Source organism: Nocardia sp. BMG111209 (assembly GCF_000381925.1).
GTDB lineage: Bacteria > Actinomycetota > Actinomycetes > Mycobacteriales > Mycobacteriaceae > Nocardia.
In genome coordinates, this window is the sequence record NZ_KB907308.1 from 834,649 (window position 1) to 860,604 (window position 25,956).

Annotated in this window: 29 protein-coding genes; 20 read left to right on the forward strand and 9 right to left on the reverse strand. The window is 69.3% G+C overall.

The window, feature by feature from the left end; all coding sequences use genetic code 11:
• Positions 1-251 precede the first annotated feature (251 nt).
• The 3 genes from G361_RS0127400 to G361_RS0127410 all read left to right on the forward strand — a co-directional run bounded on the left by G361_RS0127400 (position 252) and on the right by G361_RS0127410 (position 2,230).
• Positions 252-473 (forward strand): DUF397 domain-containing protein, encoded by a 222-nt coding sequence (locus G361_RS0127400; RefSeq protein WP_019930324.1) that lies wholly within the window; start codon positions 252-254, stop codon positions 471-473.
• A gap of 103 nt (positions 474-576) precedes the next feature.
• Positions 577-996 (forward strand): PaaI family thioesterase, encoded by a 420-nt coding sequence (locus G361_RS0127405; protein ID WP_019930325.1) that lies wholly within the window; start codon positions 577-579, stop codon positions 994-996.
• 64 nt (positions 997-1,060) lie between these two features.
• A complete protein-coding gene (locus G361_RS0127410; RefSeq protein ID WP_019930326.1) occupies positions 1,061-2,230 on the forward strand; it encodes a serine hydrolase domain-containing protein in 1,170 nt (389 codons plus the stop codon).
• 10 nt (positions 2,231-2,240) lie between these two features.
• On the opposite strand, the gene G361_RS0127415 is transcribed toward G361_RS0127410, so the two are convergent.
• Together G361_RS0127415 and G361_RS0127420 are read right to left on the reverse strand one after the other, a co-directional pair.
• Entirely contained in the window at positions 2,241-2,924 is a 684-nt protein-coding gene (locus G361_RS0127415; protein WP_019930327.1) for a DUF2064 domain-containing protein, read from the reverse strand.
• Entirely contained in the window at positions 2,921-3,586 is a 666-nt protein-coding gene (locus G361_RS0127420) for a glycosyltransferase family 2 protein (RefSeq protein ID WP_019930328.1), read from the reverse strand. The genes G361_RS0127415 and G361_RS0127420 overlap by 4 nt, the downstream gene beginning before the upstream one ends.
• A gap of 206 nt (positions 3,587-3,792) precedes the next feature.
• Here G361_RS0127420 and G361_RS0127425 point away from each other — a divergent pair, with 206 nt between their 5' ends.
• From G361_RS0127425 to G361_RS0127435, 3 genes are read left to right on the forward strand one after another with little or no spacing between them, the layout of a single operon-like run.
• Positions 3,793-5,154, forward strand: a complete 1,362-nt coding sequence (locus G361_RS0127425; RefSeq protein ID WP_036495896.1) for a hypothetical protein — start codon at positions 3,793-3,795, stop codon at positions 5,152-5,154.
• Positions 5,155-5,159: 5 nt separating this feature from the next.
• Positions 5,160-5,855, forward strand: coding sequence for a response regulator transcription factor (locus tag G361_RS0127430; RefSeq protein WP_036495897.1), 696 nt, complete (start codon positions 5,160-5,162; stop codon positions 5,853-5,855).
• Positions 5,845-6,924, forward strand: a complete 1,080-nt coding sequence (locus tag G361_RS0127435) for a cell wall metabolism sensor histidine kinase WalK (protein WP_019930331.1) — start codon at positions 5,845-5,847, stop codon at positions 6,922-6,924. Before G361_RS0127430 ends, G361_RS0127435 begins: the two co-directional genes overlap by 11 nt.
• A gap of 34 nt (positions 6,925-6,958) precedes the next feature.
• Here the strand turns inward: G361_RS0127435 and G361_RS0127440 are convergent, their stop codons facing one another.
• The 3 genes from G361_RS0127440 to G361_RS0127450 form a co-directional block, all read right to left on the reverse strand.
• Positions 6,959-8,020, reverse strand: a complete 1,062-nt coding sequence (locus tag G361_RS0127440) for an NAD(P)-dependent oxidoreductase (protein ID WP_019930332.1) — start codon at positions 8,018-8,020, stop codon at positions 6,959-6,961.
• A 129-nt stretch (positions 8,021-8,149) separates the two neighbouring features.
• Positions 8,150-9,352, reverse strand: coding sequence for a cytochrome P450 (locus G361_RS0127445; protein ID WP_019930333.1), 1,203 nt, complete (start codon positions 9,350-9,352; stop codon positions 8,150-8,152).
• 284 nt (positions 9,353-9,636) lie between these two features.
• On the reverse strand, positions 9,637-10,500 hold the full coding sequence (locus tag G361_RS0127450; RefSeq protein WP_019930334.1) for an LLM class F420-dependent oxidoreductase: 864 nt from the start codon (positions 10,498-10,500) through the stop codon (positions 9,637-9,639).
• Positions 10,501-10,782: 282 nt separating this feature from the next.
• Here G361_RS0127450 and G361_RS0127455 point away from each other — a divergent pair, with 282 nt between their 5' ends.
• Together G361_RS0127455 and G361_RS0127460 are read left to right on the forward strand one after the other, a co-directional pair.
• Positions 10,783-11,706 (forward strand): zinc-binding dehydrogenase, encoded by a 924-nt coding sequence (locus G361_RS0127455; RefSeq protein ID WP_019930335.1) that lies wholly within the window; start codon positions 10,783-10,785, stop codon positions 11,704-11,706.
• Positions 11,707-11,736: 30 nt separating this feature from the next.
• Positions 11,737-12,150, forward strand: a complete 414-nt coding sequence (locus tag G361_RS0127460) for a nuclear transport factor 2 family protein (protein ID WP_019930336.1) — start codon at positions 11,737-11,739, stop codon at positions 12,148-12,150.
• 73 nt (positions 12,151-12,223) lie between these two features.
• Here G361_RS0127460 and G361_RS0127465 read toward each other — a convergent pair whose 3' ends face one another.
• Positions 12,224-12,544, reverse strand: coding sequence for a hypothetical protein (locus G361_RS0127465; RefSeq protein WP_019930337.1), 321 nt, complete (start codon positions 12,542-12,544; stop codon positions 12,224-12,226).
• Positions 12,545-12,609: 65 nt separating this feature from the next.
• The gene (locus tag G361_RS45090; protein ID WP_019930338.1) at positions 12,610-13,899 is read right to left on the reverse strand and encodes an aldehyde dehydrogenase family protein; all 1,290 of its coding nucleotides are present in this window, start codon (positions 13,897-13,899) and stop codon (positions 12,610-12,612) included.
• A gap of 277 nt (positions 13,900-14,176) precedes the next feature.
• Between G361_RS45090 and G361_RS0127475 the strand changes: the two genes are divergently transcribed.
• The 9 genes from G361_RS0127475 (at position 14,177) to G361_RS0127515 (ending at position 21,098) form a co-directional block, all read left to right on the forward strand.
• The gene (locus G361_RS0127475) at positions 14,177-15,226 is read left to right on the forward strand and encodes an AraC family transcriptional regulator (protein WP_019930339.1); all 1,050 of its coding nucleotides are present in this window, start codon (positions 14,177-14,179) and stop codon (positions 15,224-15,226) included.
• Positions 15,227-15,324: 98 nt separating this feature from the next.
• A complete protein-coding gene (locus G361_RS0127480) occupies positions 15,325-15,924 on the forward strand; it encodes an HdeD family acid-resistance protein (protein WP_019930340.1) in 600 nt (199 codons plus the stop codon).
• A complete protein-coding gene (locus G361_RS0127485; protein WP_019930341.1) occupies positions 15,925-16,977 on the forward strand; it encodes a methyltransferase in 1,053 nt (350 codons plus the stop codon).
• 397 nt (positions 16,978-17,374) lie between these two features.
• Positions 17,375-17,764 carry a hypothetical protein gene (locus G361_RS0127490; RefSeq protein WP_155981798.1) on the forward strand — a complete coding sequence of 130 codons (390 nt, stop codon included), beginning with the start codon at positions 17,375-17,377 and terminating at the stop codon, positions 17,762-17,764.
• The gene (gene atpB, locus G361_RS0127495; protein WP_019930343.1) at positions 17,761-18,540 is read left to right on the forward strand and encodes a F0F1 ATP synthase subunit A; all 780 of its coding nucleotides are present in this window, start codon (positions 17,761-17,763) and stop codon (positions 18,538-18,540) included. Before G361_RS0127490 ends, atpB begins: the two co-directional genes overlap by 4 nt.
• A 75-nt stretch (positions 18,541-18,615) precedes the next feature.
• On the forward strand, positions 18,616-18,873 hold the full coding sequence (locus tag G361_RS0127500) for a F0F1 ATP synthase subunit C (protein ID WP_019930344.1): 258 nt from the start codon (positions 18,616-18,618) through the stop codon (positions 18,871-18,873).
• 26 nt (positions 18,874-18,899) lie between these two features.
• On the forward strand, positions 18,900-19,388 hold the full coding sequence (locus tag G361_RS0127505) for a F0F1 ATP synthase subunit B (RefSeq protein WP_231387108.1): 489 nt from the start codon (positions 18,900-18,902) through the stop codon (positions 19,386-19,388).
• Positions 19,385-19,960 (forward strand): hypothetical protein, encoded by a 576-nt coding sequence (locus tag G361_RS0127510; RefSeq protein ID WP_019930346.1) that lies wholly within the window; start codon positions 19,385-19,387, stop codon positions 19,958-19,960. Before G361_RS0127505 ends, G361_RS0127510 begins: the two co-directional genes overlap by 4 nt.
• 157 nt (positions 19,961-20,117) lie before the next feature.
• Entirely contained in the window at positions 20,118-21,098 is a 981-nt protein-coding gene (locus G361_RS0127515) for an EamA family transporter (protein ID WP_019930347.1), read from the forward strand.
• Here the strand turns inward: G361_RS0127515 and G361_RS0127520 are convergent.
• Positions 21,095-21,784, reverse strand: coding sequence for a class I SAM-dependent methyltransferase (locus G361_RS0127520; RefSeq protein WP_019930348.1), 690 nt, complete (start codon positions 21,782-21,784; stop codon positions 21,095-21,097). The genes G361_RS0127515 and G361_RS0127520 overlap by 4 nt on opposite strands.
• Positions 21,785-21,802: 18 nt before the next feature.
• Here G361_RS0127520 and G361_RS0127525 point away from each other — a divergent pair, with 18 nt between their 5' ends.
• Together G361_RS0127525 and G361_RS0127530 are read left to right on the forward strand one after the other, a co-directional pair.
• Positions 21,803-22,459: a TetR/AcrR family transcriptional regulator gene (locus G361_RS0127525; protein WP_231387109.1), complete on the forward strand. Its 657-nt coding sequence runs from the start codon at positions 21,803-21,805 to the stop codon at positions 22,457-22,459.
• A 122-nt stretch (positions 22,460-22,581) separates the two neighbouring features.
• Positions 22,582-23,130, forward strand: a complete 549-nt coding sequence (locus tag G361_RS0127530; protein WP_019930350.1) for a hypothetical protein — start codon at positions 22,582-22,584, stop codon at positions 23,128-23,130.
• 24 nt (positions 23,131-23,154) lie between these two features.
• Here the strand turns inward: G361_RS0127530 and G361_RS0127535 are convergent, their stop codons facing one another.
• Entirely contained in the window at positions 23,155-24,903 is a 1,749-nt protein-coding gene (locus tag G361_RS0127535; protein ID WP_019930351.1) for an MFS transporter, read from the reverse strand.
• Positions 24,904-25,134: 231 nt separating this feature from the next.
• Here G361_RS0127535 and G361_RS0127540 point away from each other — a divergent pair, with 231 nt between their 5' ends.
• Positions 25,135-25,947 (forward strand): SDR family oxidoreductase, encoded by an 813-nt coding sequence (locus G361_RS0127540; RefSeq protein ID WP_019930352.1) that lies wholly within the window; start codon positions 25,135-25,137, stop codon positions 25,945-25,947.
• Positions 25,948-25,956 lie beyond the last annotated feature (9 nt).

Here is a 25,956-nt window from a genome sequence, read left to right on the forward strand (position 1 = left end):
CGTAAATGCCGCAGATCGGGCATGGTTGAAGATAGTCGGTTCGACGGTGTGATTTGCAAATCTCGCAAATAGGGGTACCGCAGCGAGGAATCGAGAACGTACCGTGGAGCACGATTAGCCCGGCTATCTGCGGGAATACCCCTGTCGATAATCGTCGCCGGCTGATCCCCAGGGGGATTCGATCTGTTCCCACGGATTCCCGGCCTGGCAGCGTCGCCCGCATACAGTCACCAATCACCTCGGAGGTACCGATGATCGACCAGAATGCGACTCGCGCCGTGGATCTCGACTGGCGCAAGTCGAGTTTCAGTGGACCGGACGGTAACTGCGTCGAATGCGCCGAGTTGCCCGACGGCGGTGTGGCCGTCCGCAACAGCAACAACCCCGATGCCGGCACCCTGGAGTTCACCCGCGCCGAGCTCTCGGCGTGGATCCTGGGCTGCCGCGCCGGGGAATTCGACTATTTGGCCTGACCACCGGTAACCGCGGTCCGGGCGGTGGGGCACGCCGCCCGGGCCGGAACGATTACCCGAGAGGTTATGGATCGAGCCTGCCCGGATCGGGCAGGCTCGATCCATGACCGACAACTCCGGACTCGATCGCGAGGGCACGGCCCTGTTCCACCGCACGATGCCCTTCACCGCCCGCCTCGGCGTCGAGGTGCTCGCGCACGGCGCGGATCTGGTGCGCAGCCGTCTGGCCTGGTCGGCGGACCTGTGCACCCTCGGCGGCGCCCTGCACGGCGGCACGCTGATGTCACTGGCCGACGCGACCGCCGCGGTGTGCGCGTTCCTCAACCTCCCCGAGGGCGCCCAGGGCACCACCACCGTCGAATCGAAGACGAACTTCCTGCGCGCCGTCCGGTCCGGATACGCCGTCGCGTCCGCCCGCCCCCTGCACGCCGGTCGCCGATTCGTCGTCGTGGAGACCGAGATTCGCGACGATGCGGACGCGCTGGTAGCCAAGACGACCCAGACCCAGGCGGTACTGTCGTGATCCGCCACGGAATGCGCACGGCCCGTGCGGCGTTGGACGTGGCCATGACGGATCGGGTACGGCGATGACGGCGATCGACGGAACGGTGGCACCGGGATTCGAGCCGGTGCGCGACGCCTTCGCGGCGAATTTCGAGAAGGCCGGCGAGGTCGGCGCCGCGGTCGCGGTCTACCGCGACGGACAGCCGGTGGTCGATCTGTGGGGCGGACTGGCCGATCCCGCGACCGATCGGCCCTGGGAACGCGACACCCTGCAACTGGTGTACTCCGCCACCAAGGCCGTCACCGCGGCCGCGGCACATCTGCTCGCGCAGCGCGGTGAGCTGGACCTCGACGCACCGGTGTCCCGGTATTGGCCGGAATTCGCCGCCGCCGGCAAGTCCGCGATCCCGGTGCGCCAGTTGCTGTCCCATCGCGCCGGGCTGCCCGCCCTGGATCATCCGGTACCGCTGGCCGACGCGCTGACCTGGGAGCCGATGGTCACCGCACTCGCCGCGCAGCGTCCGCTGTGGGAACCGGGTACCGCGCACGGATATCACGGACGCACCTTCGGCTGGCTGGTCGGCGAGGTGATCCGGCGGGTGTCGGGCCGGAGTCCGGGCCGCTTCGTGGCCGAGGAGATCACCGGCCCGCACGGCATCGACTTCTTCATCGGATTGCCGGACACCGAGCGAAACCGGGTCAGCCGCTTGGTCTTCGCGCCGCAACCCGATTATTCCGCGATCCCGATCGATCGGATCCCCGAAGCGCTGCGCCCGCTGCTGGCCGCCGCCGCGGATCCGGAATCCCTGTCGAACCGGGCCTTCGCGGTGACCGATCCGGCGGATCCGGACTTCGACTCGCCCGCCGTGCAGGCCGCGGAGATCCCGGCCAGCAACGGGATCGGCACCGCGCGCGGCCTGGCCCGGTTCTACGCGACGCTGATCGGTGACGTGGACGGCCACCGGCTGCTCACCGCCGACACCCTCGCCGACGCCACTGTCGAGCAGGCCGCGGGCATCGACCGGGTGATGCTGCTGCCCAGCCGCTACGCCTCCGGATTCATGCTGCCCACAGAGAGTTTCGCGCTCGGTGGTCCCGCCTCGTTCGGCCATCCCGGCCGCGGCGGCGCCCTGGGCTTCGCCGATCCCACCCGGGGCCTGGCCTTCGGTTACGTCACCAATTACATCGTGGAGGGCGCACTGGACCTGCGCGCCGCCGACCTGGCGGCGGCGGTGAACGCGGCCTGGGACTGAGCGGTCCGGCTCAGACCGTCGTCCGCAGCCGGGCGGCGCGCAGCCGCGCCACCGCCCGCGCGAACTCGCCCGCCCGGAGCGCCGCGACCGGCTCCACCTCCGCGACCGTGTCGACATCGGTGAGGGCCGGCAGCCGGTGCAGGCGACACCCGTAGCGGCGCAGGGCCGATGCGGTGAGCTCGCCGGTGCGGGCGGTCGACATCGGCACCGTGACCAGGATGCTCGCCGCGGCCGGATCGGTGAGCCCCAGCGCCCACCAGCCGCCGTCGGTGGCGGGACCCAGCACAGTATCGCCGCAGGCCAGCAGCCGGGCCGCGGACGCGGCCAGCAGTTCGGGACCGGCCTGCGGGGTGTCCATCCCGATCTGCAGCACCGGTAGGCCCGCGCAGGCGGCGTCCGCGTGGGCGCCGGCGAGGCGTTCACCGAAACTGCCGTCGGACTGCGGGACGACCTCGAAATCGGCCAGCGCCACGGCGATCTCGTCGGCCCGCTCGGCCCGCGCGAGATCGCCGGTCCACGCCACCATCCGATGCCGGATGCCGCTGTCGCGCACCGCGGCCAGCGTGTCCAGCAGCGACGCGGCCGCCAGCCCGGCCGCCTCCGTCGGCGAGAACGGCGGTGTCAGACGGGTTTTCGCGAATCCGGCGATCGGTGCCTTGGCGATCACCAGCAGGGTGGCGTCGATCGGCCTCACAGCACACTCCAGAAGTCCCGCACGGCGCCGACGGTGCCGCGTACCGAACCGGAAACCTTCGAGACCCCGTGTGTCCGGGGCCGATACCGCACATCGCGCTCGACCACGCCCCAGCCCTCCCGCGCCGCGCCGAGCAGCAGCGCCAGCGGATATCCGGACCTCGGGTGCAGCGGGCCGAGCGCGAGCAGCCGCTCGCGGCGCAGCACCCGCACGGCGGCCAGATCGTGGACCGGCAGGCCGTGCCGGCGGCGCAGCACGGTGGCCAGCAGCGCGTTACCCGCTCGCGCGTGCCACGGCCAGGCGCCGCGCGCCACGGCCCGGCGACGGCCCGCCACCATATCCACACCGGCGACCAATTCGCTTGCCAGCAAAGGGATTTCGCCGGGATCCAGGGAACCGTCACCGTCCAGTACCGCCACCAGTTCGGTATCCGCCGCGCGGATCCCGGCGTGTACGGCCGAACCGTATCCCGGCGTCGATTCGGTCACCACGGTCGCGCCGGCCGCCCGCGCCACCGCCGCCGTGTCGTCGGTGGAGGCATTGTCGACGACGATCACCCGGTATCCGGTCGGTACGGCGGCCAGTACCCCCGGCAACGCACCCGCCTCGTTGTGGCACGGGATCACCACGGTGATGTCCGGCGCCTCGTGTGTCTCGGTCACGGCATCGACCGTAGGGCCGCCGGGCCGCGCCGAACCCGTATGACGCGGTGACGAAAGTATGACGGGACCAGCACATTCGACGCGCGCGGCCCGGACACCGGCCCGGTGACGAAAGTGTGACAACCGGGCCGGCCGCGCCGATCGCCGCGAATACCCCGGTGACCACGGCCTATCGTGAAGCCGTGCAGCAGGCGGTCGTCACCGATATCCCCCGGCGTGCCCGCGGTCTCGCGGCGTGGACATGCGTCGCGGTCGCGGCGCTGCTGGTCGTGGCGGCGTTCGCGCTGCCGCAGATCCGGGGCCCGCAGTGGAGCCTGCGCCTCTACGCGGCCGCGGCGCCGATCTTCGGCATCTGGGGCCCCCACATCGGCTGGGGCACCGGACCGGCGATCGCGATCGCCGCCGCGGTGGTCCTCGCCGGGCCGGAACTGGCGCGGCGGCTGTCCTGGCGCACCCTGCTGACGGTGTCCTGGCTGACCTCGGTGGCGTGGACGTTCGCGCTGGCGATGATCGACGGCTGGCAGGTCGGTTTCGCCGGACGGCTCACCCGGCAGCACGAATACCTGTGGGAGGTGGGCGGAGTCCACGACATCGGCGCCATGCTGCGTGGATTCTCCGGGCGCATCCTGGATTTCCGGCCCGATTCGTGGACGACCCACGTCTCCGGCCATCCGCCCGGCGCGCTGCTGACCTTCGTCCTGCTGGACCGCCTCGGCCTGCGCGGCGGCGCGTGGGCGGCCTGGCTGTGCGTACTCGTCGGCGCCAGTGCGGTGGCGGCCGTGGCGGTCGCGCTGAACGCGCTGGGCGCGCCCGATCGGGCAAGGGCCGCACTGCCTTTCCTGGTGCTCGCCCCGGCCGCGGTCTGGGTCGGGGTGTCGGCCGACGGATTCTTCGCCGGGGTCACGGCCTGGGCGGTGGCGCTGCTGGCCGTCGCCACCCGGCAACGTCCGGCCTGGCCGGTGGTCGCGCTGGCATCGGGCCTGTTGTTCGGCTACGGCCTGTATCTCAACTACGGCCTGACGCTCATGGTGGTCCCGGCGGCGGCGATCCTGGCGGCGCGTGGTTTCCGCCCGGCGGCGCCGGCACTGGTCGGAGTGGCGCTGGTGGTCGCGGCGTTCACCGCGTCCGGATTCTCCTGGCTCGAGGGTTATCACCTCGTGGTGCAACGGTATTACCAGGGCATCGCCTCGGACCGGCCGTACTCCTATTGGGTGTGGGGCAATCTCGCGGCCACCGTCTGCGCGGTCGGCCTGGCCACTGCGGCCGCGCTGCCCGAAGTCGTTCGCGGGCTGGGTTTCCCGGCCCTCACCCGCCGGTCCGAACTGCTCGGCCGCTGGCGCACCGCGATCGATCCGGCGGCGCTGCTCGCGGCGGCGGGACTGCTCGCCATCGCGGCGGCCGACCTCAGCGGGCTCAGCAAGGCGGAGACCGAACGGATCTGGCTGCCGTTCGACGTCTGGCTGCTGGCAGCCACCGCGCTGCTGCCGGCCCGCGGCGCCCGCTGGTGGCTCGCCGCGCAGGCGGTGGCGGCCCTGCTGCTCAACCATCTGCTGGCGACGAACTGGTGACGACGATGCGGATCCTGGTGGCCGACGACGATCCGGTGGTGCGGGAGGTGGTCCGGCGCTATCTGGAGCTGGACGGCCTGACGGTGGTGGAGGCCGGCGACGGCCCCGCGGCCGCGGACATCCTGGCGCGCAACGAGATCGATCTCGCGGTCCTGGACGTGATGATGCCGCCGCCGGACGGGGTGGAGTTGTGCCGCATCGTTCGCACCGGCCCGCATCCGCAGATCCCGATCATCCTGCTGACCGCGCTCGGCGAGGAGGAGGATCGGGTGCTGGGTCTGCAGGCCGGGGCCGACGACTACGTCGTGAAACCTTTCAGCCCACGGGAATTGGCGCTGCGGGTGGCCTCGGTGCTGCGCCGGGCCGCGCAGGCCAGGCCCGGCCCGGAACGCGTGCTCCGCAGCGGCGCCGTCGAATTGCGGCCCGAGGCGCAGGCGGTCCTGGTCGGCGAGCGGCGCGTCGAACTCACCGCGCGCGAATTCGATCTGCTCACCTTTTTGATCGCCCATCCGCACCAGGTGTTCAGCCGGGACGAACTGCTGGAACGGGTGTGGGGCTGGACCTTCGGCGATCATTCGACGGTGACCGTGCATGTGAAGCGGCTGCGCGCGAAACTCGGCGATGCCCATCGGATCGAGACGGTGTGGGGCCGCGGCTACGCCTGGGGCCGGCCGGGGACGGGGGCCGGCGATGCCGCATGACATCCCGGCCCTGATCGGTTACGCGCTCGCCGGATCGGTGCCGGTCACCGCGCTGGGCGCCCTCGCGATGCGGCTCACCCACAACCGCAGCCTGACCACGAGCATGGTTGTGCTGGTGCTGATCCCGACCCTGGCGACGCTCACCGGCCTGGTCGCGGTGAGCGGGCTGATGTTCACCCACGAACTCGAGCGCAGTGCCGTGGTCCTCGCGGTGGTGACGGCGGTCGCGGTTCCCGCGGCGATCGTGCTGGGCCGGGCGCAGGCCCGGAAGACGGTGTGGCAGCGGCAGATGCTGGAACAGGAGCGCGCCGCCGAGCGGTCCCGGCGGGAACTGGTGGCGTGGGTCAGCCACGATCTGCGCACCCCGCTGGCGGGCATCCTCGCCATGAGCGAGGCGATCGCCGACGGCGTGGTCGACCGGCCCGAAACGCTGGAACGCTATGCGCAGCAGATCGTCCGGGAGACCCATCGGCTCTCGGCCATGGTGGACGACCTGTTCGAGATGTCGAAGATCAACTCCGGCGCCCTGCGGCTGACCCTCGAACCGGTCGATCTGCGGGAGCTGATCGACGAGGTGGCGGCCGCGACCGGGCCGACCGCGGACCGGGCCGGGATCGCGCTGCGCGCCCGGCAGCCGGATACGCCGATCCCGGTGTGCGGCAACGACCGCGCGCTGACCCGGGTGATCACCAACCTGGTGGCCAACGCCATCGAGCACACCCCGCCCGGCGGGCGCATCGACGTGGTCACCGGCAGCGCCGACGGTCACGCCTGGGCCCGCGTCGACGACACCGGCCCCGGAATCGCCGCCACCGACCTGCCGCGCATCTTCGAGGTCGCCTACCGCGGCAGCGCCGCCCGCTCCCCCGCCGCCACCGGTATCGGCAGCAACAGCGGGATGGGCCTGGCGATCGCGGCCGGACTGATCCAGGCCCATCGCGGCGAGATCACCGCCTGCAATCGGGAGGTGGGCTGCCGCTTCGAGATTCGGTTACCGCTGGCGGCGGGTGAGGTCGCCCCGGACCGGCCCGATCCGTCCGTCGAACCCCGAGGCATCCGCACCGGATAGCCGGCCAGCCCGCGAACCCACCGCGGCGAATTCGTCACCGCCACTGCGGCGCACCGACCGCGGCGACGGAACGCAGTGGGGCGGTGGCGAATTCGGCGAGTCCGTCGGCCGGGTGCACGGCGGCGGTGAAATCCAGCAGCGTCCGGGCCCGCTCGGGCGAGGCGACGATGTGCCGCACATCCCCGGACCGGTATTCGCCGGTGACGATCGGCGGGGTGCCGCCGTGTGCCCGGCCCAGCGCCTCGGCGACCTCCAGGATGCTGATCGGCACCCCGGAGGAGATGTTCAGCGCGACGAATCCGGGCAGCGGCCGGTGCACCGCGGCGAGGTTGGCCGCGGCGATATCGCGGACGTGCACGAAATCCCGCATCTGCCCGCCGTCCTCGAACACCCGCGGTGCGGCCCCGGCGGCCAGGGCCGACCGGAAGATCGCGGCGACCCCGGAATACGGAGTGTCCCTGGGCATTCCGTCGCCGTAGACATTGTGGTAACGCAGCGCGGTCACCGCGGCGCCGGTGGCCGCGGCCCAGGCGAATGCGTAGTTCTCCTGGGCCAGTTTGCTGGCCGCGTACAGGCTGCGAGGCGAGAGCCGGCTGTCCTCCCCGATCGGCGCCCACGCCAGCGGCCGCCCGGTGCCGGGGTCGAGGTGGTCGAAGCAGCCCCGGTCGAGATCGTCACGGCGGCGCGGAACCGGTTGCACGTCGGCCGAATTCGCGTCGAGATACCGGCCCTCGCCGTAGACGACCATCGACGACGCGAGCACCAGCCGGCGCACCCCCGCCGCCGCCATCGCCGCCAGCAGTACCGCGGTGCCGAGATCGTTGTGGCAGGCGTACGCGGGCGCGTCGGCCGCGTCGACCCCCGCGCCGACCACCGCGGCCTGATGGCAGACCACATCGACCCCGCGCAGCAGTCGCGCCATGGTCTCGGGGTCGCGCACATCGGCCAGCTGCACCCCGTCCGGCGGGACGGCCGCCGGCCCGTGCGCGGCGGCGAGCATGAGATCCGCCGCGACCACCTCGTCACCGGCGTCGATCAGTGCGCGCCGGATGTGCGACCCGATGAAACCGGCGGCGCCGGTGAGCAATACCCGCATGGCTCAGCAGCCCGCGATACCGGAGGGACTCATAGCCGGAATCCTTCCGGAACCGCGGCCCGCGCACCGACCCGAAACGCCGTCGGCGGCCGCGCGGTCAGACTTCCGTCACAAACCGGTCCCGCCGGCTCACCACCCGACCGGCAGTTCGCGCGGTCCGCGCACGAGCAGGCCGGTCTTCCACGGGACCTCGTCGGCCGGTACCGCCAGGTGCAGCGCCGGGAAGCGGCGCAGCAGCGAGCTCAGCGCGACCTGCAACTCCACCCGCGCGAGCTGGGCCCCGAGGCAGTGGTGCGCGCCGTGACCGAAGGCCATGTGCACACTGGTCTCCCGGGTGAGGTCCAGTCGCTCGGAACCGCCGAAGACGTCCTCGTCCCGGTTGGCGGATTGGATACTGGCGAAGACGGACTCACCGGCGCGCACGGTCACACCGCCGAGTTCGACGTCCTCGGTGGCGACCCGCGCGAAGGCGGCGCCGCTGCCCAGCTGCACGTAGCGCAGCAGTTCCTCCACCGCGGCGGGCACCAGATCCGGCCGCCGGAGCAGCAACTCCCACCGATCCGGATCACTGAGCAGCACATAGGTGAAGTTGGCGATCTGGTTGGCGGTGGTCTCGTGACCGGCGATCAGGATGGTGACGCCGAGGTTGACCAGTTCCGCCTCGCTGAGCCGATCGTCGTTGTCGCGCGCGGCGACCAGGGCGCCGTACAGATCGTCGGTGGGCGTGGCGCGGCGGCGGGCCACCAACTCGGACAGGTAGTCCTCGAGCGCCGCCCGCGCGGCGCGGATCTGTTCCAGCGAGTAGGCGGTGGTGGCCATCACGGTGTCGGAGAAGTCCCGGAAGCGATGGTGTTCCGCGGGCGGCACGCCGAGCATCTCGCAGATCACCGTGACCGGCAGCGGCAGTGCCAGCCCCCGGACCAGATCGGCCGGCGAACCGGTGCGCTCGACGGTGTCGAGCAGGCCGTCGACGATCTGCTGTGCGCGAGGGCGCAATTCGGCCACGCGGCGCGCGGTGAACGCCTTCGAGACCAGCTTGCGCAGCCGGGTGTGGTGCGGCGGATCCATACTGAGCAGTGCGTCGGCCCGCGCGGGTTCCGGTGTGGCGCGCGGGATGTCGTCGCGGCCGACGGTCGCGGCGCGGCTGAATCGGGGGTCGGCGAGCACCTGCCGGACATCCGCGTAGCGGGTGACCAGCCAGCCGTCGCCGCCGTAGGGCAACCGGATGCGCGAAACCGGTTCCTCCCGGCGGAGTGTCGCGAACAGCGGATGGATCTCGAGTCGAACCGGCTCGCCGAACGGATACCGGCGAACCTCGGTGGGGGCGGTCATACGGTCTCCCTGGTCGTCACGGACGGTGATTCCCTGCCGGAGAAAAATCCTTGCCCCGGCTAAGTTATTACTCCCACCCGCCCCTGTCAACGGTCGAAACACATTATGAACAGCCATGTTTCACGGCATGACACACCAAAACACTTTGTTTTCACAGACTTTCACCGATTGCGTGCAGACCGGTCGGACCGGCAGCTACCGCCGCGCAGCCGCGTCCCGCCGACCGCGGCCACCACGAGAAACGCCCGCCGCGATCGCGACGGGCGTTCCGGAGAAGGCGTGGATCAGAGTTCGGCGATCCGGGGCACCAGATCGGCGGTGCGCTCGACGTATTCGACCGGATCACCGTCGGGCATCAGGTCCAGCTGCGTGATGCCCAGTCCCGCAAAGGCTTCCGCCGCGACCAGGAAGGCGTCCGGATCGTCGAACACCGGGCCCATGTACACGGCGGTCTTGCGGATGGCGTCGTAGTCGCGTCCCTCCGCGTCGCAGTGCTTGCGCAGCACGTCCAGCTTGGCGGACACCTCGTCCGGGGTGGTGGCGAACAGGTTGCAGGCGTCGGCGTAGCGCGCCACCAGCAGCAGGGTCTTCTTCTCGCCGCCACCGCCGATGAGGATCGGCGGCCGCGGCCGGGTCAGCGGGGCGGGTACGCACAGCGTCTCGGCCAGCTGATAGTGCCGGCCCTCGTACGGGCCGTTGTCGTCGCTCCACATCTGCAGGCAGATCTGCAGCGTCTCCTCGAGCCGCTCGAACCGCTCGGCCATCGGCACCACCGGGACGCCGAGCCCGACCTGCTCCCGCTCGTACCAAGATGCGCCGATGCCGAGATGGGCCCGGCCGCCGGACAATACGTCCAGCGTGGTGACGATCTTCGCCAGCAGGCCGGGATGGCGGTACATGACGCCGGTGACGAGCACGCCGAGCTGGATGCGCTCGGTCAGCGCGGCCACGTAGCCGAGGGTGGTGTAGGCCTCCAGCATGGGTTCGTCGGGCGTGCCGCGATGTTCCATCTGGAAGTAGTGGTCCATGACGGTCAGCCCGGCGAAGCCCGCCTGCTCGGCGTGCCGCGCCGCCGTGCCGAGGGTGGTGGCGATCCGGGCGGGATCGGAGGGGTGCGAAAAGTTCCAGTAATGCAGGCTCAGGTCCATGGGGCAGCTCCTCGCGTGGAGACGGAAAGCCTTTCGATCTTCACCCTAATCCGGCACCCGCCGGGCGATTCGACCGCCTGTCACCGGTCGCGGCCGGATACCGGCTCGTCGTCAGGAACGGCTCGGGCCGTTGTAATTTCACCGATGTGGGTGTAAGTCACGCCCGCTACCTCGATGGTTTCCACCGGGTACCTATACCACCAATTACTGCCTTCTTCCGCAGGAATACCAGCCTCCCTAACGTTCGGGGCAGCACGGGAGCACCGAATTTCGGAGGTCGGGATGAAGGCATGGACAGCGAGCGGGGACGCGGCGGTGATCGTGCCGGCGGAGGTCGGCGAACCGGTCCCGGCGGCGCACGAGGCGATCCTCGAGGTCGAGGCGTACTCGGTGAATCGCGGCGACTGGTTCGCGCTCACCGGCGCGTACGGCGAGTCCGCCGCCGCGGGCACGGTGCCGGGACAGGATGTGGCCGGCCGGGTGGTGGCCGCGGCCGCCGACGGCACCGGCCCCGCCGTGGGCACCCGCGTGGTCGCCCACGCGACCGGTGGCGGTTGGGCGGAACGGGTCGCGGTGCCGACCACCGCGATCGCCGCACTGCCCGAACGGATTCCGGCCACGGTCGCGGCCACGCTGCCGCTGGCGGGACTGACCGCGCTGCGGCTGCTGCGGCGCGCCGGCCGGCTCGCCGGTCGGCGGCTGCTGATCACCGGCGCCTCCGGCGGCGTCGGGCATCTGGTGGTGGAACTGGCGGTCGCGGCCGGCGCCACGGTGACCGCCGTGGCCGCGAATGCGGAACGGGGACAACGGCTGGCCGAATTCGGTGCACAGGTCCGCTACGACATCACTGCGGCCGCGGGACCGTTCGACGTGATCCTGGAATCGGTCGGCGGCGACACGTTCACCGCGGCGGTGGATCGCCTCGCACCGGGCGGCACGGTCGTGTGGTTCGGCCAGGCGAGCCGGGAACCGATCCGGCTGGACTTCTTCCGGCTGTTCGCCGCGACCCCGCTGACCCTGCACCATTTCGCGCACTGGATCTCGGACACCACCGACGCCGCGGACCTCGCCGAACTGGTCGAACTGGTGGCCGCGGACGCCGTACACCCCGAACTGGGCCGGATCACCGACTGGGCCGACACCCCCACCGTGCTGACCGACCTCGCCCATCGCCGCATCCGCGGCAACGCGGTCCTCACCCGCTGACCCGTACATTCCACCCGGAGGGATCCGATCATGAGCACCACCGAACAGACCCGCACCGTCGTCGAGAACTACGTCGCGGCCCTGCGCAACGGCGAGGCCGCCGACCGCCGCGCCGAATTCTTCGCCCCCGACGCCACCTGGACGCTGATCGGCGACCTGCCCACCTCGGGCACCTGGAAGGGTCCGGACGGGATCTTCCGGGGCTTCCTACCGGCCATGCTCACCCGCTTCGACCTGACGAAACCGCTCGGGCAGGAGTTGCGCACCCTGCTCGCCGACGGCGATCACGCGATGGCCGAATGGACCACCCGGGCCACCACGACCGACGGTACGGAGTACGCCAACGATGTGGTGATCGTGTTCCGGGTCGCCGGGGGCCGCATCGCCGAGGCCCGCGAGTACTTCGATACCGCGTACGCCGGCCGGGTGCTGTTCGGCCGGTGAACCCGGCGACACCGGAAACAGCAGGGCCGCATACCGATTCGGCCCGGCGCACACCCGCCGGGCCGAATCGGTGTCAACGCGGCGTGATCCGCCCGGCCTCGACCAGCACTCGGTAGGCCGTGGCCTTACGAGCACAGTCGGCGACCGTGCACTCCAGATGCTCCTGCATGGTGCGGTGGGCCTCCGGAATATCCGGCGCACGATCCGGTGCGCTGTGCGGGATCAACAGCACCGGTGGGGCGAGCACCGGGGCGGCGATCTCGGCGAGGATGCGCTGCCGGATCTCCGAGACGGTGCGTCCGGACGAAATGTGGTGCGGGCGGCGGCTCATCGCCACCGAACTCGAGGCGCCGATCAGGACGAGAGCGGCGCCGAGGATCTGCCAGCCGGTCATCGTATGTCCTCACAACCTTTACCTGTCGAAAGTTCTTCCTGCCGTGGGTATTACAGATATGGGTGTTACAGATGTGCCGGCATCAGATGCACCGACACATCGGCGACGGCCACCCGGGCCGCCACGATTCGCCCGGCCAACTCCGACGCCGCGGAGTCGTCGGAGGTCCAGATGCTGGCGACCGGGCCGCACGGATCGTTGATCAGCGCGAGCGCCGCCTCGGCGGATTCGACCCGCATCACCGGCAGCACCGGTCCCAGGGTCTGCTGGGTCAGCACGCTCATGGTGGGATCGACGTCGGCGAGCACCGTCGGCTCGAACACGTGGTCGCGCCCGGACCCACCGGTCCGCAGCAGCGCGCCCTTCGCGCGGGCGTCGCGCACCTGATCGTGGATGCGCCGCACGTGCGCCGCCGAGGTCATCACCTCCGCGAGTTCGCCGGTGTCGGCGCCCCAATCCGCCACCTCGGCGGTCAGTCGCTCGAGAAAGGCGTCGTAACAAGCGGATTCGACGAAGACCCGCTCGATGCTGTGACAGCTCTGACCACAGTCGGACAGCCCGCCCAGCGCGACGGCCGCGGCCGCCCGGTCCACCTCGGCGTCGGCGAGGACCAGCGCCGCCGACTTGCCGCCGAGTTCCAACCGGCACGGCACCAGCCGCGCGGCGGCCCGCAGCGCGACCATCCGCCCGGTCTCCGGCGAGCCGGTGAAATGGACGTAGTCGACCGCGTCCACCAGGGCCGGGCCGGCGTCGCGGCCGACCACGAAGTCCAGTACCGGCGGCGCGCCCAGATCGGCCCAGCCGCAGACCAGCGCCCGCACCGTCAGCGGCGCCACCGACGACGGTTTCACCAGCACCGCCGACCCGGTGAGCAGCGCCGGGATCGCGTCGAACACGGTGACCGCCAACGGATGTGCCCACGGCGCGATCACACCCACGACCGGGCACGGGCGATAGGCGATGGCCAGATGCGAGGAGACGGTCGGCAGCGCGTGCGGCCGCGACCGGTGCCCCAGCAGGAACTCCGCCCCGTGGGTGCGGTGGTAATCGAGCGCGTCGAGGCACAGCCGGAACTCCCGCATCGCCGCAGCAACCGATTTACCGGTCTCCGCGGCGAACAGGTCGACCAGTCGCTGCCGGTTGGCCGACAACCAGTCGCGGAACTGCGTGATCCATCGCGTGCGGCCGACGACGCCCGTACTCCGCCAGTCGATCTGGGCCGCGCGCAGGTCGGTGACCAGCGCACGGACCCGCTCCGGCGAATGCATCGGCAACGTGCCGAGCACGCGCCCGTCGGCGGGGGCGGACACGGTGATCCAGGCATTCCTGACAGCGGGCGATTGCGTGAACGGCATGGGTGTACTCACTCCGGGTACGGGGAAAGAGGCACTGCCACACCGTGTCCGGGTCGTCCGGAGCCGATCTCCGGCGAGCCGGGACGACCGGGACATGGTGTGACACAGAGAAACCGTATGGCTAACGAACATCCGGCAACCAGTGTGCATTGGGACAGAAAGCTGCGGATTTGGGACCACCCTCAGCAAACTTACCGCGACGTGAGCGTACCGCGAATGTGTCATGAGCACAGCGGATTCCCAGCGAAGGGTGTGCGGAGTCTGCGACCATTTGCGGGTGGACGATGCCACGATCACGAACCCGTCCGCTCGCCTTCGCTCCATCGCGAGCGCTGCACTGTTGGTCGATTTCGCGGAGTCGCGGGGGCTCACCGTACCGGCGATCCTGCGCGGCACGGGGATTCCCGAGGGATTGCTGCGCGATCCACACGGTGAGATCACCTATGCGCAGGAACTCACCCTGTTGCACAACCTCGTCGACGGCGTCGACGACGAACCGGGCCTCGGGCTCATGGCGGGGCTGATGTGCCATCCCCCGTCGCTGGGTGTACTGGGCTTCGCGGTGATGTCCAGTCCGACGGTGCGGCACGCCGCCGAGGTCGCGCTGCGCTACGGCGATATGTGGTTCACCTTCGCGCCGCACCGGCTGGAGGAGCAGGGGGATCTGTTCCGGGTGGTCCGCGACGACAGCGTGCTGCCACCGGAACTGCGCCGCTTCGCCCTCGAGCGCGATGTCGCCGCGATCTCGACGATCCAGCAGGACATCATGCAGATGCGGCTGCCGATGCTGGCGGTGCACGTGACCGTCGCCGCGCATCCGATCTACGAGATGTTCGCCACCCTGCTCGGCGTCGAGACGATCGAATTCGACGCTCGCCGAACGGTGTTGATCGGTAAGCGGGCCACCCTGGACCTGCCGCTGCCGAGCGGGAACATCGCGACCGCCCGGTTCTACGAGCAGCAGTGCGTGGATCTGATCCAGCGGCGGCGCAACCGCGACGGCATCAGCAGCCGGGTGCGCGAACTGCTCATCCGCCGCGGCGGCATCGCCGATCAGGCCCATATCGCCGCCGATCTCGATCTGTCGGTGCGCACGCTGCGCCGCCGGCTCGCCGACGAGGGCACCACCTACCGCGAATTGTCCAGCGAGACAATCGGAATGCTCGCCGAGGAACTGCTCACCGCCGGGCTCACCGTGGAACATGTGGCGGGCCGGCTCGGCTACTCCAGCACCTCGGCCTTCACCGCGGCGTTCCGGGCGTGGAAGGGCCAGTCCCCCGGGCATTTCGCGCGCCACCACCGCGGCCGGATGTCCACCCGGGTGTAGCGGCAGCGACCGGCTCCCGCACGTGACCGGCCCGAGATTGACTGAATTGATACTGGCTAACCATCCGCTACGTAATAATCTCGAATTACTCTGCCCATATGACAACCAGCAATCATGCAGCCAACACGATGTACGAGGGTCCGTTGCACTCGTTGGCCCGCAGCGCCTGGGAGTCGCTGCTCATCATCGGCGTCCTGGCGGTGATCCTCGGCGTCATGGCCCTGGTCTGGCCGGGTCCGACCCTGGTGGTCGCCGGCATTCTGTTCGGTATCTATCTGCTGGTCTCCGGGGTGATGCAGCTGGTCGCCGCGTTCGGGCCGCACGTCAGCGCCGGATGGCGGGTGTTGTCGCTGGTCAGCGGCATTCTGTCCTTCATCCTGGCGTTCTTCAGCTTCCGCGAGATCGGCAACTCCATCGTGCTGCTGGCGCTGTGGGTCGGCATCAGCTGGCTGTTCCGCGGCATCACGGTGGCGGCGGGCAGTATCGAGGCGCCGCGCGGCCTGCCCGGCCGGGGCTGGGCCATCTTCTACGGCGCCATGCTCCTCATCGGCGGCATCGCCCTGGTGATCTGGCCGATCCACGCGATCACGACGCTCACCCTGGTGGCGGGCTGGTGGCTGATCTTCATGGGCATCATGGAGATCGTCTACGCCTTCCAGGTCCGCAACGGCGCCAAGGCCGTGGCCGGCCGGTTGTAGATGGAGCGGATCCTGCAGGTCGGGATGGCCTATCAGGGTTCCCGCACCCTGCTCAGCGCCGTCGAACTCGATGTGTTCACCGCGCTCTCGGACGGCCCGCTACCGCTGGACGCGCTGCGCGACTGGATCGGCGTACACCCGCGCGGGGCCCGCGACTTCCTGGACTCGCTGGTCGCGCTGGGCATGCTGCACCGCAACGGCGGTATCTACAGCAACACCACCGAGACCGGCCGATACCTCAACCGCAAGTCCGAGGACTACATCGGCGGCTATCTGGAGATGACCGCCACCCGCAGCTACGGGCACTGGGGTCATCTCACCGAGGCGCTGCGGACCGGCCGTCCGCAGAACGAGATCCGGGCCGGCGGTGATTTCTTCGAGACCCTCTACCGCGACAGCCGCACCCTGCGCGGCTTCCTGCAGGCGATGACCGGGCTGTCGCGGCCCAGCGCCGCCGCGCTGGCGACCGGCTTCCCCTGGGAGGAACGCGACAGCGTGGCCGATATCGGCACGGCGCAGGGCGAATTCCTGCGCATCGTGCTGAACGAGCATCAGCGGCTGCGCGGCATCGGATTCGATCTGCCGATCGTGGAGCCGATCTTCGCCGAACATCTGGCCCGGCTCGCGCACCGGACCGTCTTCGTGCCCGGTGACTTCCTCGACGATCCCCTGCCCGCCGCCGACGTACTCGTCTTCGGCCACATCCTGCACGGCTGGGACCTCGACACCAGGCGGATGCTGCTGCGGAAGGCGTACGAGGCGCTGCCGGAGGGCGGTTCGGTGATCGTGTACGGCACGCTCGTCGACGACGGCCGCCGCACGAACACCCATGCGCTGCTGAGCAGCCTCACCATGCTGATCGAGACGCCGGCCGGATGCGAGCACACCCCGACGGAATGCCGGAACTGGATGACCGAGGCCGGCTTCGGCGCGGTCTACACCCAGCGGCTGACCGGTACCGAATCCATGGTGTGCGGCACCAAACTCACGCGCAGCCGAGCGGCGCACGACGCCGGTCGCGCCGCGGCCCGGCAAATGGAATCCTCTCGATAAGCTGTTGTTTTTATAAAACATTTGCAATTCCTTGGTGATCGGATGGTGCCCGCAATAGCGCGCACGTCCCGCTCGGACCGTCACACCGTCCGCCGGACCTATGATGTCCGATATTCGCCACGAGTTCGCTCGGAACCGGGCCCGGATACCGGGCATTTCGCGCGTTCGATAGCCTCGGATGCGTCGGCCGAAGTGGCCGGGCGAGAGGGGATTTCGGGGTGCCGTTCCGCAGTAATGGTAGCCAGCCGATCGCTGGAGACGCCGAACAGGTAGTCCGGAAGGTAAATTCAAGATCACCCAAACAAAGATCAAAAACATTGCTACACAATGACCTTGCGATGTGTATGCTAACCATCAATCACGACCCCCACTACGAGGTGGGGTCTACGGCGAGGCGGTGTCCCAAGTGAACCTGGACCGGATCCGATTGCGCCGCGCGGCCTATATAGCGGTCGCCTTCGGCGTTCTGGCACTGGTTGCCACAGGTCCGCTGCACCGATTGCTGCTCGGTGTATTCCTCTGTGTCGGACTCGGGTTGGGCTGGCTCAATGCCACTCTCACCTATCGCACGGTAACCCGGATCACGCGTTCGGAAACACCCAGTAAGCAGGCGCTGCTGGCCACGACGGCATTCCGTCTGCTCGGCCTCACCGCCCTCGCCATCGTGGTCGGAATCCTGGCACGGCCCAACGGCATCGGAATCTTCTTCGGTGTGGCCGTCTTCCAGGTGATCATGGTCCTCCAGACCGTCGTGCCCGAGCTGAAAGCGCTACGCGAACTGTCATGACGATCCTCGCTGTTCCCCTGGCCCGGACGACCGGATCGGTCGCCGTCCTCGCCGATACGAAGATTCATGTCGGCGAACATGCGACCGCGCATTTCCTGGGACTGGAGTTCAATCTCGACACCATCGTGTCGACCGCCGTCGCCGCCGCGATCGTGATCGCGCTGGCATTGTTCCTGCGCGCGAAGGTCACCTCCGGTGTGCCCAACGGCGTGCAATTGTTCTTCGAAACCGTCACCGTGCAGATGCGCGATCAGGTGGAGAGTGCGATCGGGCTGCGAGTGGCGCCCTATGCGCTGCCGCTGGCGGTCACGCTGTTCACCTTCATCCTGCTGTCGAACTGGTTGTCGGTACTGCCCATGCAGTACGGCTCCGGGGAATTCATCGCACCGCCGGCCTCCGATGTGAACTTCGTGTACGCGCTGGCGCTGTTCGTCTTCCTCTTCTACCAGGGCGCCGGTATTGCGCGGCGCGGGCCGATCACCCATTTCAAGCTGCTGCTGAAGGGCCACACCGGCTGGGGCCCGATGGTGTTCATCAACGTCATCGAGGAGATCGCCAAGCCGCTGTCGCTGTCGCTGCGATTGTTCGGAAACATGTTCGCCGGTGGCGTCATGATCTCGGTGATCACGCTGTTTCCGTTCTGGATCAGCTGGGGACCCAATGCGGTCTGGAAGTTGTTCGACATGTTCGTCGGCTTCATCCAGGCCTTCATCTTCTCCCTGCTGACCGTCCTCTACTTCAGCCAGTCCATGGCGCTGGAGCACGAAAACCACTGACCGGCAAGCCGGCGGTAAAACCGATGACCGGCGAGCCGGTCGGAGCAACTGCGTTCGAGAACAGGAATTGAAACAATGGCAGACGCAACTACGGCGACCATCATCCAGGGTGCACTCATCGGTGGTGGCCTGATCATGGCGGGCGGCGCCATCGGCGCCGGTATCGGTGACGGACTCGCCGGCGCTGCGCTGATCAACGGCGTCACCCGGCAGCCGGAGGCCGAGGGCAAGCTACGCGGCAACTTCTTCCTGACCGTCGGTCTGGTGGAAGCGGCGTACTTCATCAACCTCGCCTTCATGGCTTTGTTCGTATTCGCCACTCCCGGTAAGTAAGTACCGCCATGTCGCCCCGCACAGATGTGGCCGCCGAGGGGAACTTCCTCATCCCCAACGGCACCTTCTTCGCCGAGCTGATCATCTTCCTGATCGTGCTCGGAGTCATCTGGTTCATCGTGGTGCCGCCGATCCGCAAGGTATTGGCGGACCGCGAGGAACGGGTCGCCGCAACCGCGGCGAACACCAAGGAGGCCAAGGATGTATTCGCCGAGGCCGACGAGCGTTACCAGACGGCCCTGACGAAGGCTCGCGCCGAAGCGGCCGACATCCGTAACCAGGCCCGCGCCGAAGGCCGGGCCATTCTCGAAGAATTGCGCAACGAAGCGCAGCAGCAAGCCGACGAGATCGTGGCCGAATCCGCGGCGCAATTGCGCGCCCAGGCCGATCAGGTGTCCGCGGAGCTGCGCGAGGCCGTGGAGCCGCTCGCCCAAACCCTGGCCGACCGCGTGGTCGGCGGCGATCGACACGCAGGCACCGGCGCCGGACACCAGACAGGACGGGCTTCGTCATGACCTTCACTCCCGGCGTACTCGCCGAGGATGGATATCACATCACCATTCAGTGGATGGTCTTCGGCAGTCAGCTGTTCGCATTCCTGGTGATCATCCTGCTGTTCTGGAAATTCCTGGTTCCGCCGTTGCAGAAGATGATGGCCAAGAGCCAGGAGACGGTGCGCAGACAGCTGGAGGAGAGCGAGCAGGCGGCGACGCGCCTGGAGCAGGCCAAGGCGGCCTACGACAGCGCGCTCGCCGAAGCGCAGGCCGAACTCGAGCGCCTGCGCGAGGACGCCCGGGAGGACGCCGCCCTGATCATCGAGCAGATGCGCGAAGCCGCCCAGACGGAGGTCGAGCGCGTCCGCAAACAGGGCCGCGACCAGATCACCGTCCTGCGCCGCCAGCTCATGCGCGACCTCGAGGCCGACCTGGCCGCCGCCATGCTGGCCTGCACCGAGGAGAAGGTCCAGGAGCAGGTCGCGAGCCCCGAGGCCGTCAACGAGAGCATCGAGAAGTTCCTCGACGACCTCGAGACCCTCGCCAACGCCGCCCCTGCCGTCCGCCGCTGGGCCCTGTCCCGCTGGAACTGACTCGGCCACAACGGTTCCCGACCACCCGCGCCCCGGTACTGTACGCAGTGCCGGGGCGCGGTGCTTTCCGCGCCGGCCCCCATCGGACCGGATACATACCGGCCGAGCCGGAAATCGGGTCGCGTCGGACCCACACCGGCGCCTAACGTCACCCGACATGACGAAGGTGATCGGCGACGACATCGCCCGGCGGCGGATGCGCTCCGGGCTGCTGTCCGCCCTGGTCTCCGCGGCGGCCTTCGGGCTGTCCGGCGTACTGGCGCGCGGACTGACCGACGCCGGCTGGAGCGCCGGCAGCGCGGTGACGGCCCGAGTGGCGGTGGCCGCCGTGGTCCTGCTCCCGATCGCCGCCGTCCGGCTCCGCGGCAACCGGAACCCACTGCGCCGCAACCTCTCCCTGATCGGCGCCTACGGCCTGGTCGCCGTCGCGGGCACCCAGCTCGCCTTCTTCGAGGCGGTGGCCCGCCTCCCCGTCGGCGTGGCACTCCTGATCGTCTTCGCCGCACCGATCGCCGTGGTGGGCTGGCTGTGGCTACGACATCACCACCGCCCCACCCGCGCGACCGTCGCCGGAACGGTGCTCGGGATCGGCGGACTGGCCCTGGTGGTCGGCGGCGGCAGCGGCGAGCCCGTCGCCTGGCCGGGAGTCGCCTGGGCACTGACCGCCATGCTCGGATCAGCCGCCTACTACATCCTGTCGTCGCACAGCGACGGCGAACTGCCCGGGACCGTACTGGCCGCCGGCGGACTCGTCGTCGGCGTAGTGGTCCTGTCGATCGCCGGCGCCACCGGCCTACTCGCACTGCACTACTCGAACGATCCGATCCGATTCCGCGGCTTCGCCTCCCCCGCCTGGGCCGTGATCGTCGTGCTCGGCACCGTCACCACCGCCCTCGCCTACGTCTCCGGCATCGCCGCCACCCGCCTGCTCGGCGCCCGCCTGGCCTCCTTCACCGGCCTCTGCGAGGTAGCCGCCGCCCCCCTGCTCGCCTGGGCCCTCCTCGGCCAGGCCGTCCACCCCCTCCAATTACTCGGCGGCGCACTGATTCTCGTCGGCATCGTCGCCGTCCGCCGCGGCGAGCCCGCGGCCGATTCCGGACCGGCCGCGGACGGTCGTGGCGACCCCGCACCCGGCTAACCGGCCCGGACCGCGGTGAGAATGCCGACGTCGTATCGGACCGCGCGATATTCGAAGTCACCGAATCCGATGTCGCGCAGCGTATCTCGGTAGCGACGGATATCGAGCGAATCGGTCCGGTCGTGGTGGTCGTCGCCGGAGCGGTGCGCGGAGAACCGGGCCATCCCCCGGATCAACGCGCCGCGCAACCCATTACCCGGATTCATATCGGCCAGCAGCAACCGGCCGCCGGGCCGCAGCACCCGGTACATGCCGGTCAGCGCCGGAACCCGTTGTCCGGCGGGAATGTGATGCATGGCGAAGGTGGACGTCACGAGATCGAAGGCGCCATCCGGAAACGAAAGTTCCTGAGCGGCACCGTATTCGAACCGGCAGTTCGGCAGCGACCGCGAATGCGAGGTCGCGTGGTCGACCATTTCGCGCGCCGCGTCGACGCCGACCACCGTACCGGCCGGACCGACCCGGCCGGCCATCGCACGAGCGAGTTTGCCCGGCCCACAGGCGATATCGAGTACGTGATCGCCGGGCCCGGCGCCACTCGCGTCGGCGAGCGTGGTCACGAGCGCATTCACCCCACCGACGAAGAACAGCCTGTTGAAGGTGTTGTAGCGCCGCGGTGTGGTGATGAGCAGACCGACTTGTGTGTCGGCACTGAGGAAACGGGAGGGTTGTTCATTTCGGGACATATGTTCATCATCGGAAGTGTGCGCCACCAGGACCAGAACCGAAGCGAGCGGATCCGTCCCGTTCCGAACAGGTCACCGAAATCCGTCCCGGAACCACCCCGCACCGAGGACCGCCGGGTCCGCCGCACCCGCGAGGCCCTGCACCGTGCCCTGATCGAACTGATGCTCACCCGCGACTACCGCCGCATCACCGTGCAGGACGTCCTCGACCGCGCCGACGTGGGCCGCTCGACCTTCTACGCGCACTACCGCGACAAGGACGACCTCCTGCTCACCAGCTCCACCGAATACCTCCGCAGCGCAATCGAATCCACCGCCGCCACCCACCCCGCCGACACCTGTCCGCTGGCCCCGCTCCGGACGATGTTCGAACTGGCCGCCGCGAACAAGGACGTCTACAGCGCCCTGCTCGGCCCGAAAGCCGGCGCCCCGGTACTACGAGCCACCCGCCGAATGGCCGCCGACATCCTCACCGACCGCCTGAAGAACCACCTGCTCCTGCCCGACGACGAATTCGCCGACACCGTCACCTACCTGTCCTGGGCCCTGTTCGGCCTGCTCGGCGAGGTCGCCGCCCCCGGCCGCACCCTGAGCGCCGACGAGGCCTACCGCCGCTTCCACCGCCTGACCACCACCGGCCTGTCCGGCCTGCGAGACAGTCCGGCCGACAGCTGACCGGCCGCCGCGCGCAACCCATCGGACACGGGTCCGCGCCTTCGCCCTCCGACCGGTCCGCTGCGTTATCGTGCACGTCGAATCGCTGTTTACCTGCTGCGACGCGTCGGATCCGGGAGGAGATGACTGTGGTTCACCGGGTGATCGAACCGGGCGGTCCGCCGAAGGTGGGCGGCCGGGTCTGGTGGGCGGTGTTCATGGGACTCGGCACGATCGTCACCACGATCGGGGTGGCGCTGCTGTCCCGCGGCGGTGATCCGGCCGGTCCCTCGGCGGCGGCCGTCGCGTCCGGACTGCTCGCCGCCGGGGCGCTGGAGATATTCGGTTGTCGCGCAGGGGGTTTCGGGGTCGGGCTGGAGCTGGTCACGGGAGCCGCGGTGATCGCGTTGTGGCCGGATCTCACCGCCGATCCGCTGGCGCTGCTGGCCGGCGCGGTGCTGGTCGTGGTCGGGCTGACCCGGCTGACGGCGACCGTGGCGACCACGTACCCCAGCACCGGTGACGGTTTCGTGGTCGCCGTAGCCTCGGCGGGGCTCGCCCTGGCCGCGGGGCTGGCGCTGGTGTACCGGCCCGAGGCCGTCGAGGTGCCGCCGGCGGTCCCGCTCAGCATCTGGCTGATGCTGCAGGGATTCCGCGACGTGTCCTTCGGACGCGCCCTGCGGACGGGCTGAGCCGGGGCACCTCGAACATCCGGCCTACTTCGCCGGCTCCGCCTCGCCGTGCAGTTCCGACAGACTCTGCTGCACCAGCGCCTCGTGCCGTTCGGCGTCCTCGCGGGCCCGGCTCGGGCTCCAGCGGCCGGACATCACGAAGATGAACGGGATGAACAGCAGTTGCGCCGCGAAGCAGACCCACCACCACAGCTGCCATTGGCGCGGATTGTCGTGTTGAGCCTGCTTGACGGCACCGCTGTGCTCGGCCAGATATGCCAGGTCGGCCGGCGGCACCGGATTCGTGCTCAGCTGTCGCAAGCGGGCGATCGCGCCGTTCGGGTCGGTGGCGACACCGGCCTTGACCAGCTGCTGGACCGCCGCGGCGCCGGCCGCGGGATCAGCCGGATTCGCCTTCAGCGCCGCCAGCGTCTGCGGCGACACCGCCGAGATGGTCGCCACCTGCTGCGGGTACTCCTCGACGATCGCCGAGACCCGTGGACCCTGGTCGACCAGGGTGGAGGCCGCCGTCAGCACGAAGGTGAACACGAACAGCGACACCGTCACCACGATCCGCACGATCCAGCCCCAGATCGCCAGGCCGGTGGCCGTGGCGGCGGGGTTGTGCTTCTCGACGGTCTCGGTGAAGGCCGCCATCCAGGCGCAGTACGCCAGGCCCAGGCCGATCGCGCTGATCGACATGACCAGGGCGAACTGGTAATACGAGGTGCCCGGATAGGTGGCCAGCGCCGCGAAGATCCCGGTGGCGACCAGGTTGATCACCACGCCGATGATCATGAACGGCTTGCGCACCCGGACCCGGTCCGACAGCACGCCCGCGACCAGCAGCGTGATCGCGTCCGCCACCCAGTACCAGTTGGCCAGCGCGTTGGCCCGTGCCTCGGAGTAACCGAACACGGTCACGAAGTAGATGACGAAGAATCCGACGGCGATGTAGTAGAAGAACAGGAACATGCTGATGCCGAAGGCCGGACCGAGGATGTCCAGTTTCAGCAGCTTGCGCCACTGATTCTGGAGCGCCTCTTCGACATTCAGGCCCTTCGCGCGCGCCTCGATCAGTTCCCGGTCGCGCAGGCTGACCATCAGCTGATCGCGCAGCCGCGGCGACAGCTCGCGCAGCCCGAAGAACGCGATCACCGCGACCACCAGTCCGACGATGCCGCACACGTAGAACTGGAATCGCCACTGCGGGTGCGAATCCAGCGTGTGGCTGGAGACCTCGGTGACCACCAGGCTGCCGAGCACCGGTCCCATGGTCCAGAAACTCATCGCCGAGGCGCGCCCCAGCTGGGGTGAGAAGTCCCGGATCAGCGCCGGCGTGGCGACGAGCATGATGCCCTCGACGATGCTCAGCAGCGCGAACAGCACGTAGTACAGACCGATGCTGTGCGCGTTGGGCAGGCCGAACAGCACGATGGCCGCCGTGATGAACAGGCCGAACACGACCAGGTTCGCGCGGCCCCAGCGGTCGGCGAGGCCGGCGGTCAGCGAGCCGAAGGCCCCGACCAGGTTGCCGACCACCGACACCATCACGAATTGGGTGAAGCTGAAGCCCAGATCGCCGATGATCTTGGTCGCGACGGCGCCCGGCACGTACAACTCGTAGTACAGGACGATGGTGGCGAGCACGGTGATCGCCAGATAGGTGTAGCGGGGAAAGGTGTCCGGGTAGTGCGGAATTGCACGTCGCCAAATCCAGTCGGCGGGGCGGTGGACGGAGGGGACGGCATCCGGAGTGGGTGCGATCTGATCGAGCACAGGTACCTCGCTCATAGGGCCGGCGGCACGGACCCGCCACGACCGAGATCGACGCAGATCAATACCGCTGACCACCAAATGTGATCCAGAGCACAAAAGGTAACCAAACATGAATCCGGCGTCAAGTCTAAGTTTTCGCCGACCTGGCCGGGCCGAATGGCCATCCGGGTATCGCCACCGAAGTTGACATCGGATTCAAGTACACTTGGGCCGGCTCGAACGGACCCCGTCAGAGAGGACCGCTGGATGCGGATCATCGACAGCGTCGCCGTCGTCACCGGCGCCGCCGGCGGCATCGGCGCCGCCATCGCGCAACGACTGCTGGAGCAGGGCGGCAAGGTCGCGCTCAGCGACATCTCCGCCGACCGGCTCGCGGCCACCGTGGCCGAGCTGGCGGACCGATTCCCCGGCCGGGTGCTCGGCCGGCCCGGCGACGCCGCCGCCGAGACCGACCTCGTCGCGCTGATCGATTCCGCGACAACGACTCTGGGCCCGGTCGACCTGTTCTTCGCGAATGCCGGAGTGGGCGGCGGACCCGGCCTCGCGGCCACCGACGCGCAATGGGAACAGGCGCTGAGCATCAACCTGATGGGCCATGTCCGCGCCGCGCGCCTGATGGTGCCGCAGTGGCTGGAGCGCGGCAGCGGATATTTCGTCGGCACCGCCTCCGCCGCCGGCCTGCTCACCCAGATCGGGTCGGCCACCTACTCCGCCTCCAAGCACGCGGCGGTCGGCTTCGCGGAATGGCTCGCGGTCACCTACGGCGACCGTGGCGTCCGGGTCAGCTGCCTGTGCCCGATGGGCGTGGACACCGCCCTGCTCACCGGATTCGGCACCGACGAGGCCGCCGACACCCGGCTGGCCGCCCGCGCGGTCACCGGCGCGGGAAAGGTGTTGCAGCCCTTGGACGTCGCCGATCGGGTGCTCGAAGCCGTAGCGGCCGAGCAGTTCCTGATCCTTCCCCACCCCGAGGTCGCGGAATTCCTGCGGCGCAAGACATCCGACCACGACCGTTGGATCCACGGCATGCAGCGTTACCGCGTCACGCTGGAATCCTGACCACGAGAG

Excerpts from the sequence above, each read along its gene's own strand:
- G361_RS0127510 (WP_019930346.1), top strand. The coding sequence starts at position 19,385 with ATGACCTTCACTCCCGGCGTACTCGCCGAGGATGGATATCACATCACC.
- G361_RS0127435 (WP_019930331.1), top strand. The coding sequence starts at position 5,845 with ATGCCGCATGACATCCCGGCCCTGATCGGTTACGCGCTCGCCGGATCG.
- G361_RS0127440 (WP_019930332.1), bottom strand. The coding sequence starts at position 8,020 with ATGCGGGTATTGCTCACCGGCGCCGCCGGTTTCATCGGGTCGCACATC.
- G361_RS0127540 (WP_019930352.1), top strand. The coding sequence starts at position 25,135 with ATGCGGATCATCGACAGCGTCGCCGTCGTCACCGGCGCCGCCGGCGGC.
- atpB (WP_019930343.1), top strand. The coding sequence starts at position 17,761 with ATGACGATCCTCGCTGTTCCCCTGGCCCGGACGACCGGATCGGTCGCC.
- G361_RS0127450 (WP_019930334.1), bottom strand. The coding sequence starts at position 10,500 with ATGGACCTGAGCCTGCATTACTGGAACTTTTCGCACCCCTCCGATCCC.
- G361_RS0127410 (WP_019930326.1), top strand. The coding sequence starts at position 1,061 with ATGACGGCGATCGACGGAACGGTGGCACCGGGATTCGAGCCGGTGCGC.
- G361_RS0127480 (WP_019930340.1), top strand. The coding sequence starts at position 15,325 with ATGACAACCAGCAATCATGCAGCCAACACGATGTACGAGGGTCCGTTG.
- G361_RS0127455 (WP_019930335.1), top strand. The coding sequence starts at position 10,783 with ATGAAGGCATGGACAGCGAGCGGGGACGCGGCGGTGATCGTGCCGGCG.
- G361_RS0127500 (WP_019930344.1), top strand. The coding sequence starts at position 18,616 with ATGGCAGACGCAACTACGGCGACCATCATCCAGGGTGCACTCATCGGT.
- G361_RS0127515 (WP_019930347.1), top strand. The coding sequence starts at position 20,118 with ATGACGAAGGTGATCGGCGACGACATCGCCCGGCGGCGGATGCGCTCC.
- G361_RS45090 (WP_019930338.1), bottom strand. The coding sequence starts at position 13,899 with ATGCCGTTCACGCAATCGCCCGCTGTCAGGAATGCCTGGATCACCGTG.
- G361_RS0127535 (WP_019930351.1), bottom strand. The coding sequence starts at position 24,903 with ATGAGCGAGGTACCTGTGCTCGATCAGATCGCACCCACTCCGGATGCC.
- G361_RS0127520 (WP_019930348.1), bottom strand. The coding sequence starts at position 21,784 with ATGTCCCGAAATGAACAACCCTCCCGTTTCCTCAGTGCCGACACACAA.
- G361_RS0127465 (WP_019930337.1), bottom strand. The coding sequence starts at position 12,544 with ATGACCGGCTGGCAGATCCTCGGCGCCGCTCTCGTCCTGATCGGCGCC.
- G361_RS0127460 (WP_019930336.1), top strand. The coding sequence starts at position 11,737 with ATGAGCACCACCGAACAGACCCGCACCGTCGTCGAGAACTACGTCGCG.
- G361_RS0127400 (WP_019930324.1), top strand. The coding sequence starts at position 252 with ATGATCGACCAGAATGCGACTCGCGCCGTGGATCTCGACTGGCGCAAG.
- G361_RS0127405 (WP_019930325.1), top strand. The coding sequence starts at position 577 with ATGACCGACAACTCCGGACTCGATCGCGAGGGCACGGCCCTGTTCCAC.
- G361_RS0127430 (WP_036495897.1), top strand. The coding sequence starts at position 5,160 with ATGCGGATCCTGGTGGCCGACGACGATCCGGTGGTGCGGGAGGTGGTC.
- G361_RS0127485 (WP_019930341.1), top strand. The coding sequence starts at position 15,925 with ATGGAGCGGATCCTGCAGGTCGGGATGGCCTATCAGGGTTCCCGCACC.
- G361_RS0127530 (WP_019930350.1), top strand. The coding sequence starts at position 22,582 with ATGACTGTGGTTCACCGGGTGATCGAACCGGGCGGTCCGCCGAAGGTG.
- G361_RS0127445 (WP_019930333.1), bottom strand. The coding sequence starts at position 9,352 with ATGACCGCCCCCACCGAGGTTCGCCGGTATCCGTTCGGCGAGCCGGTT.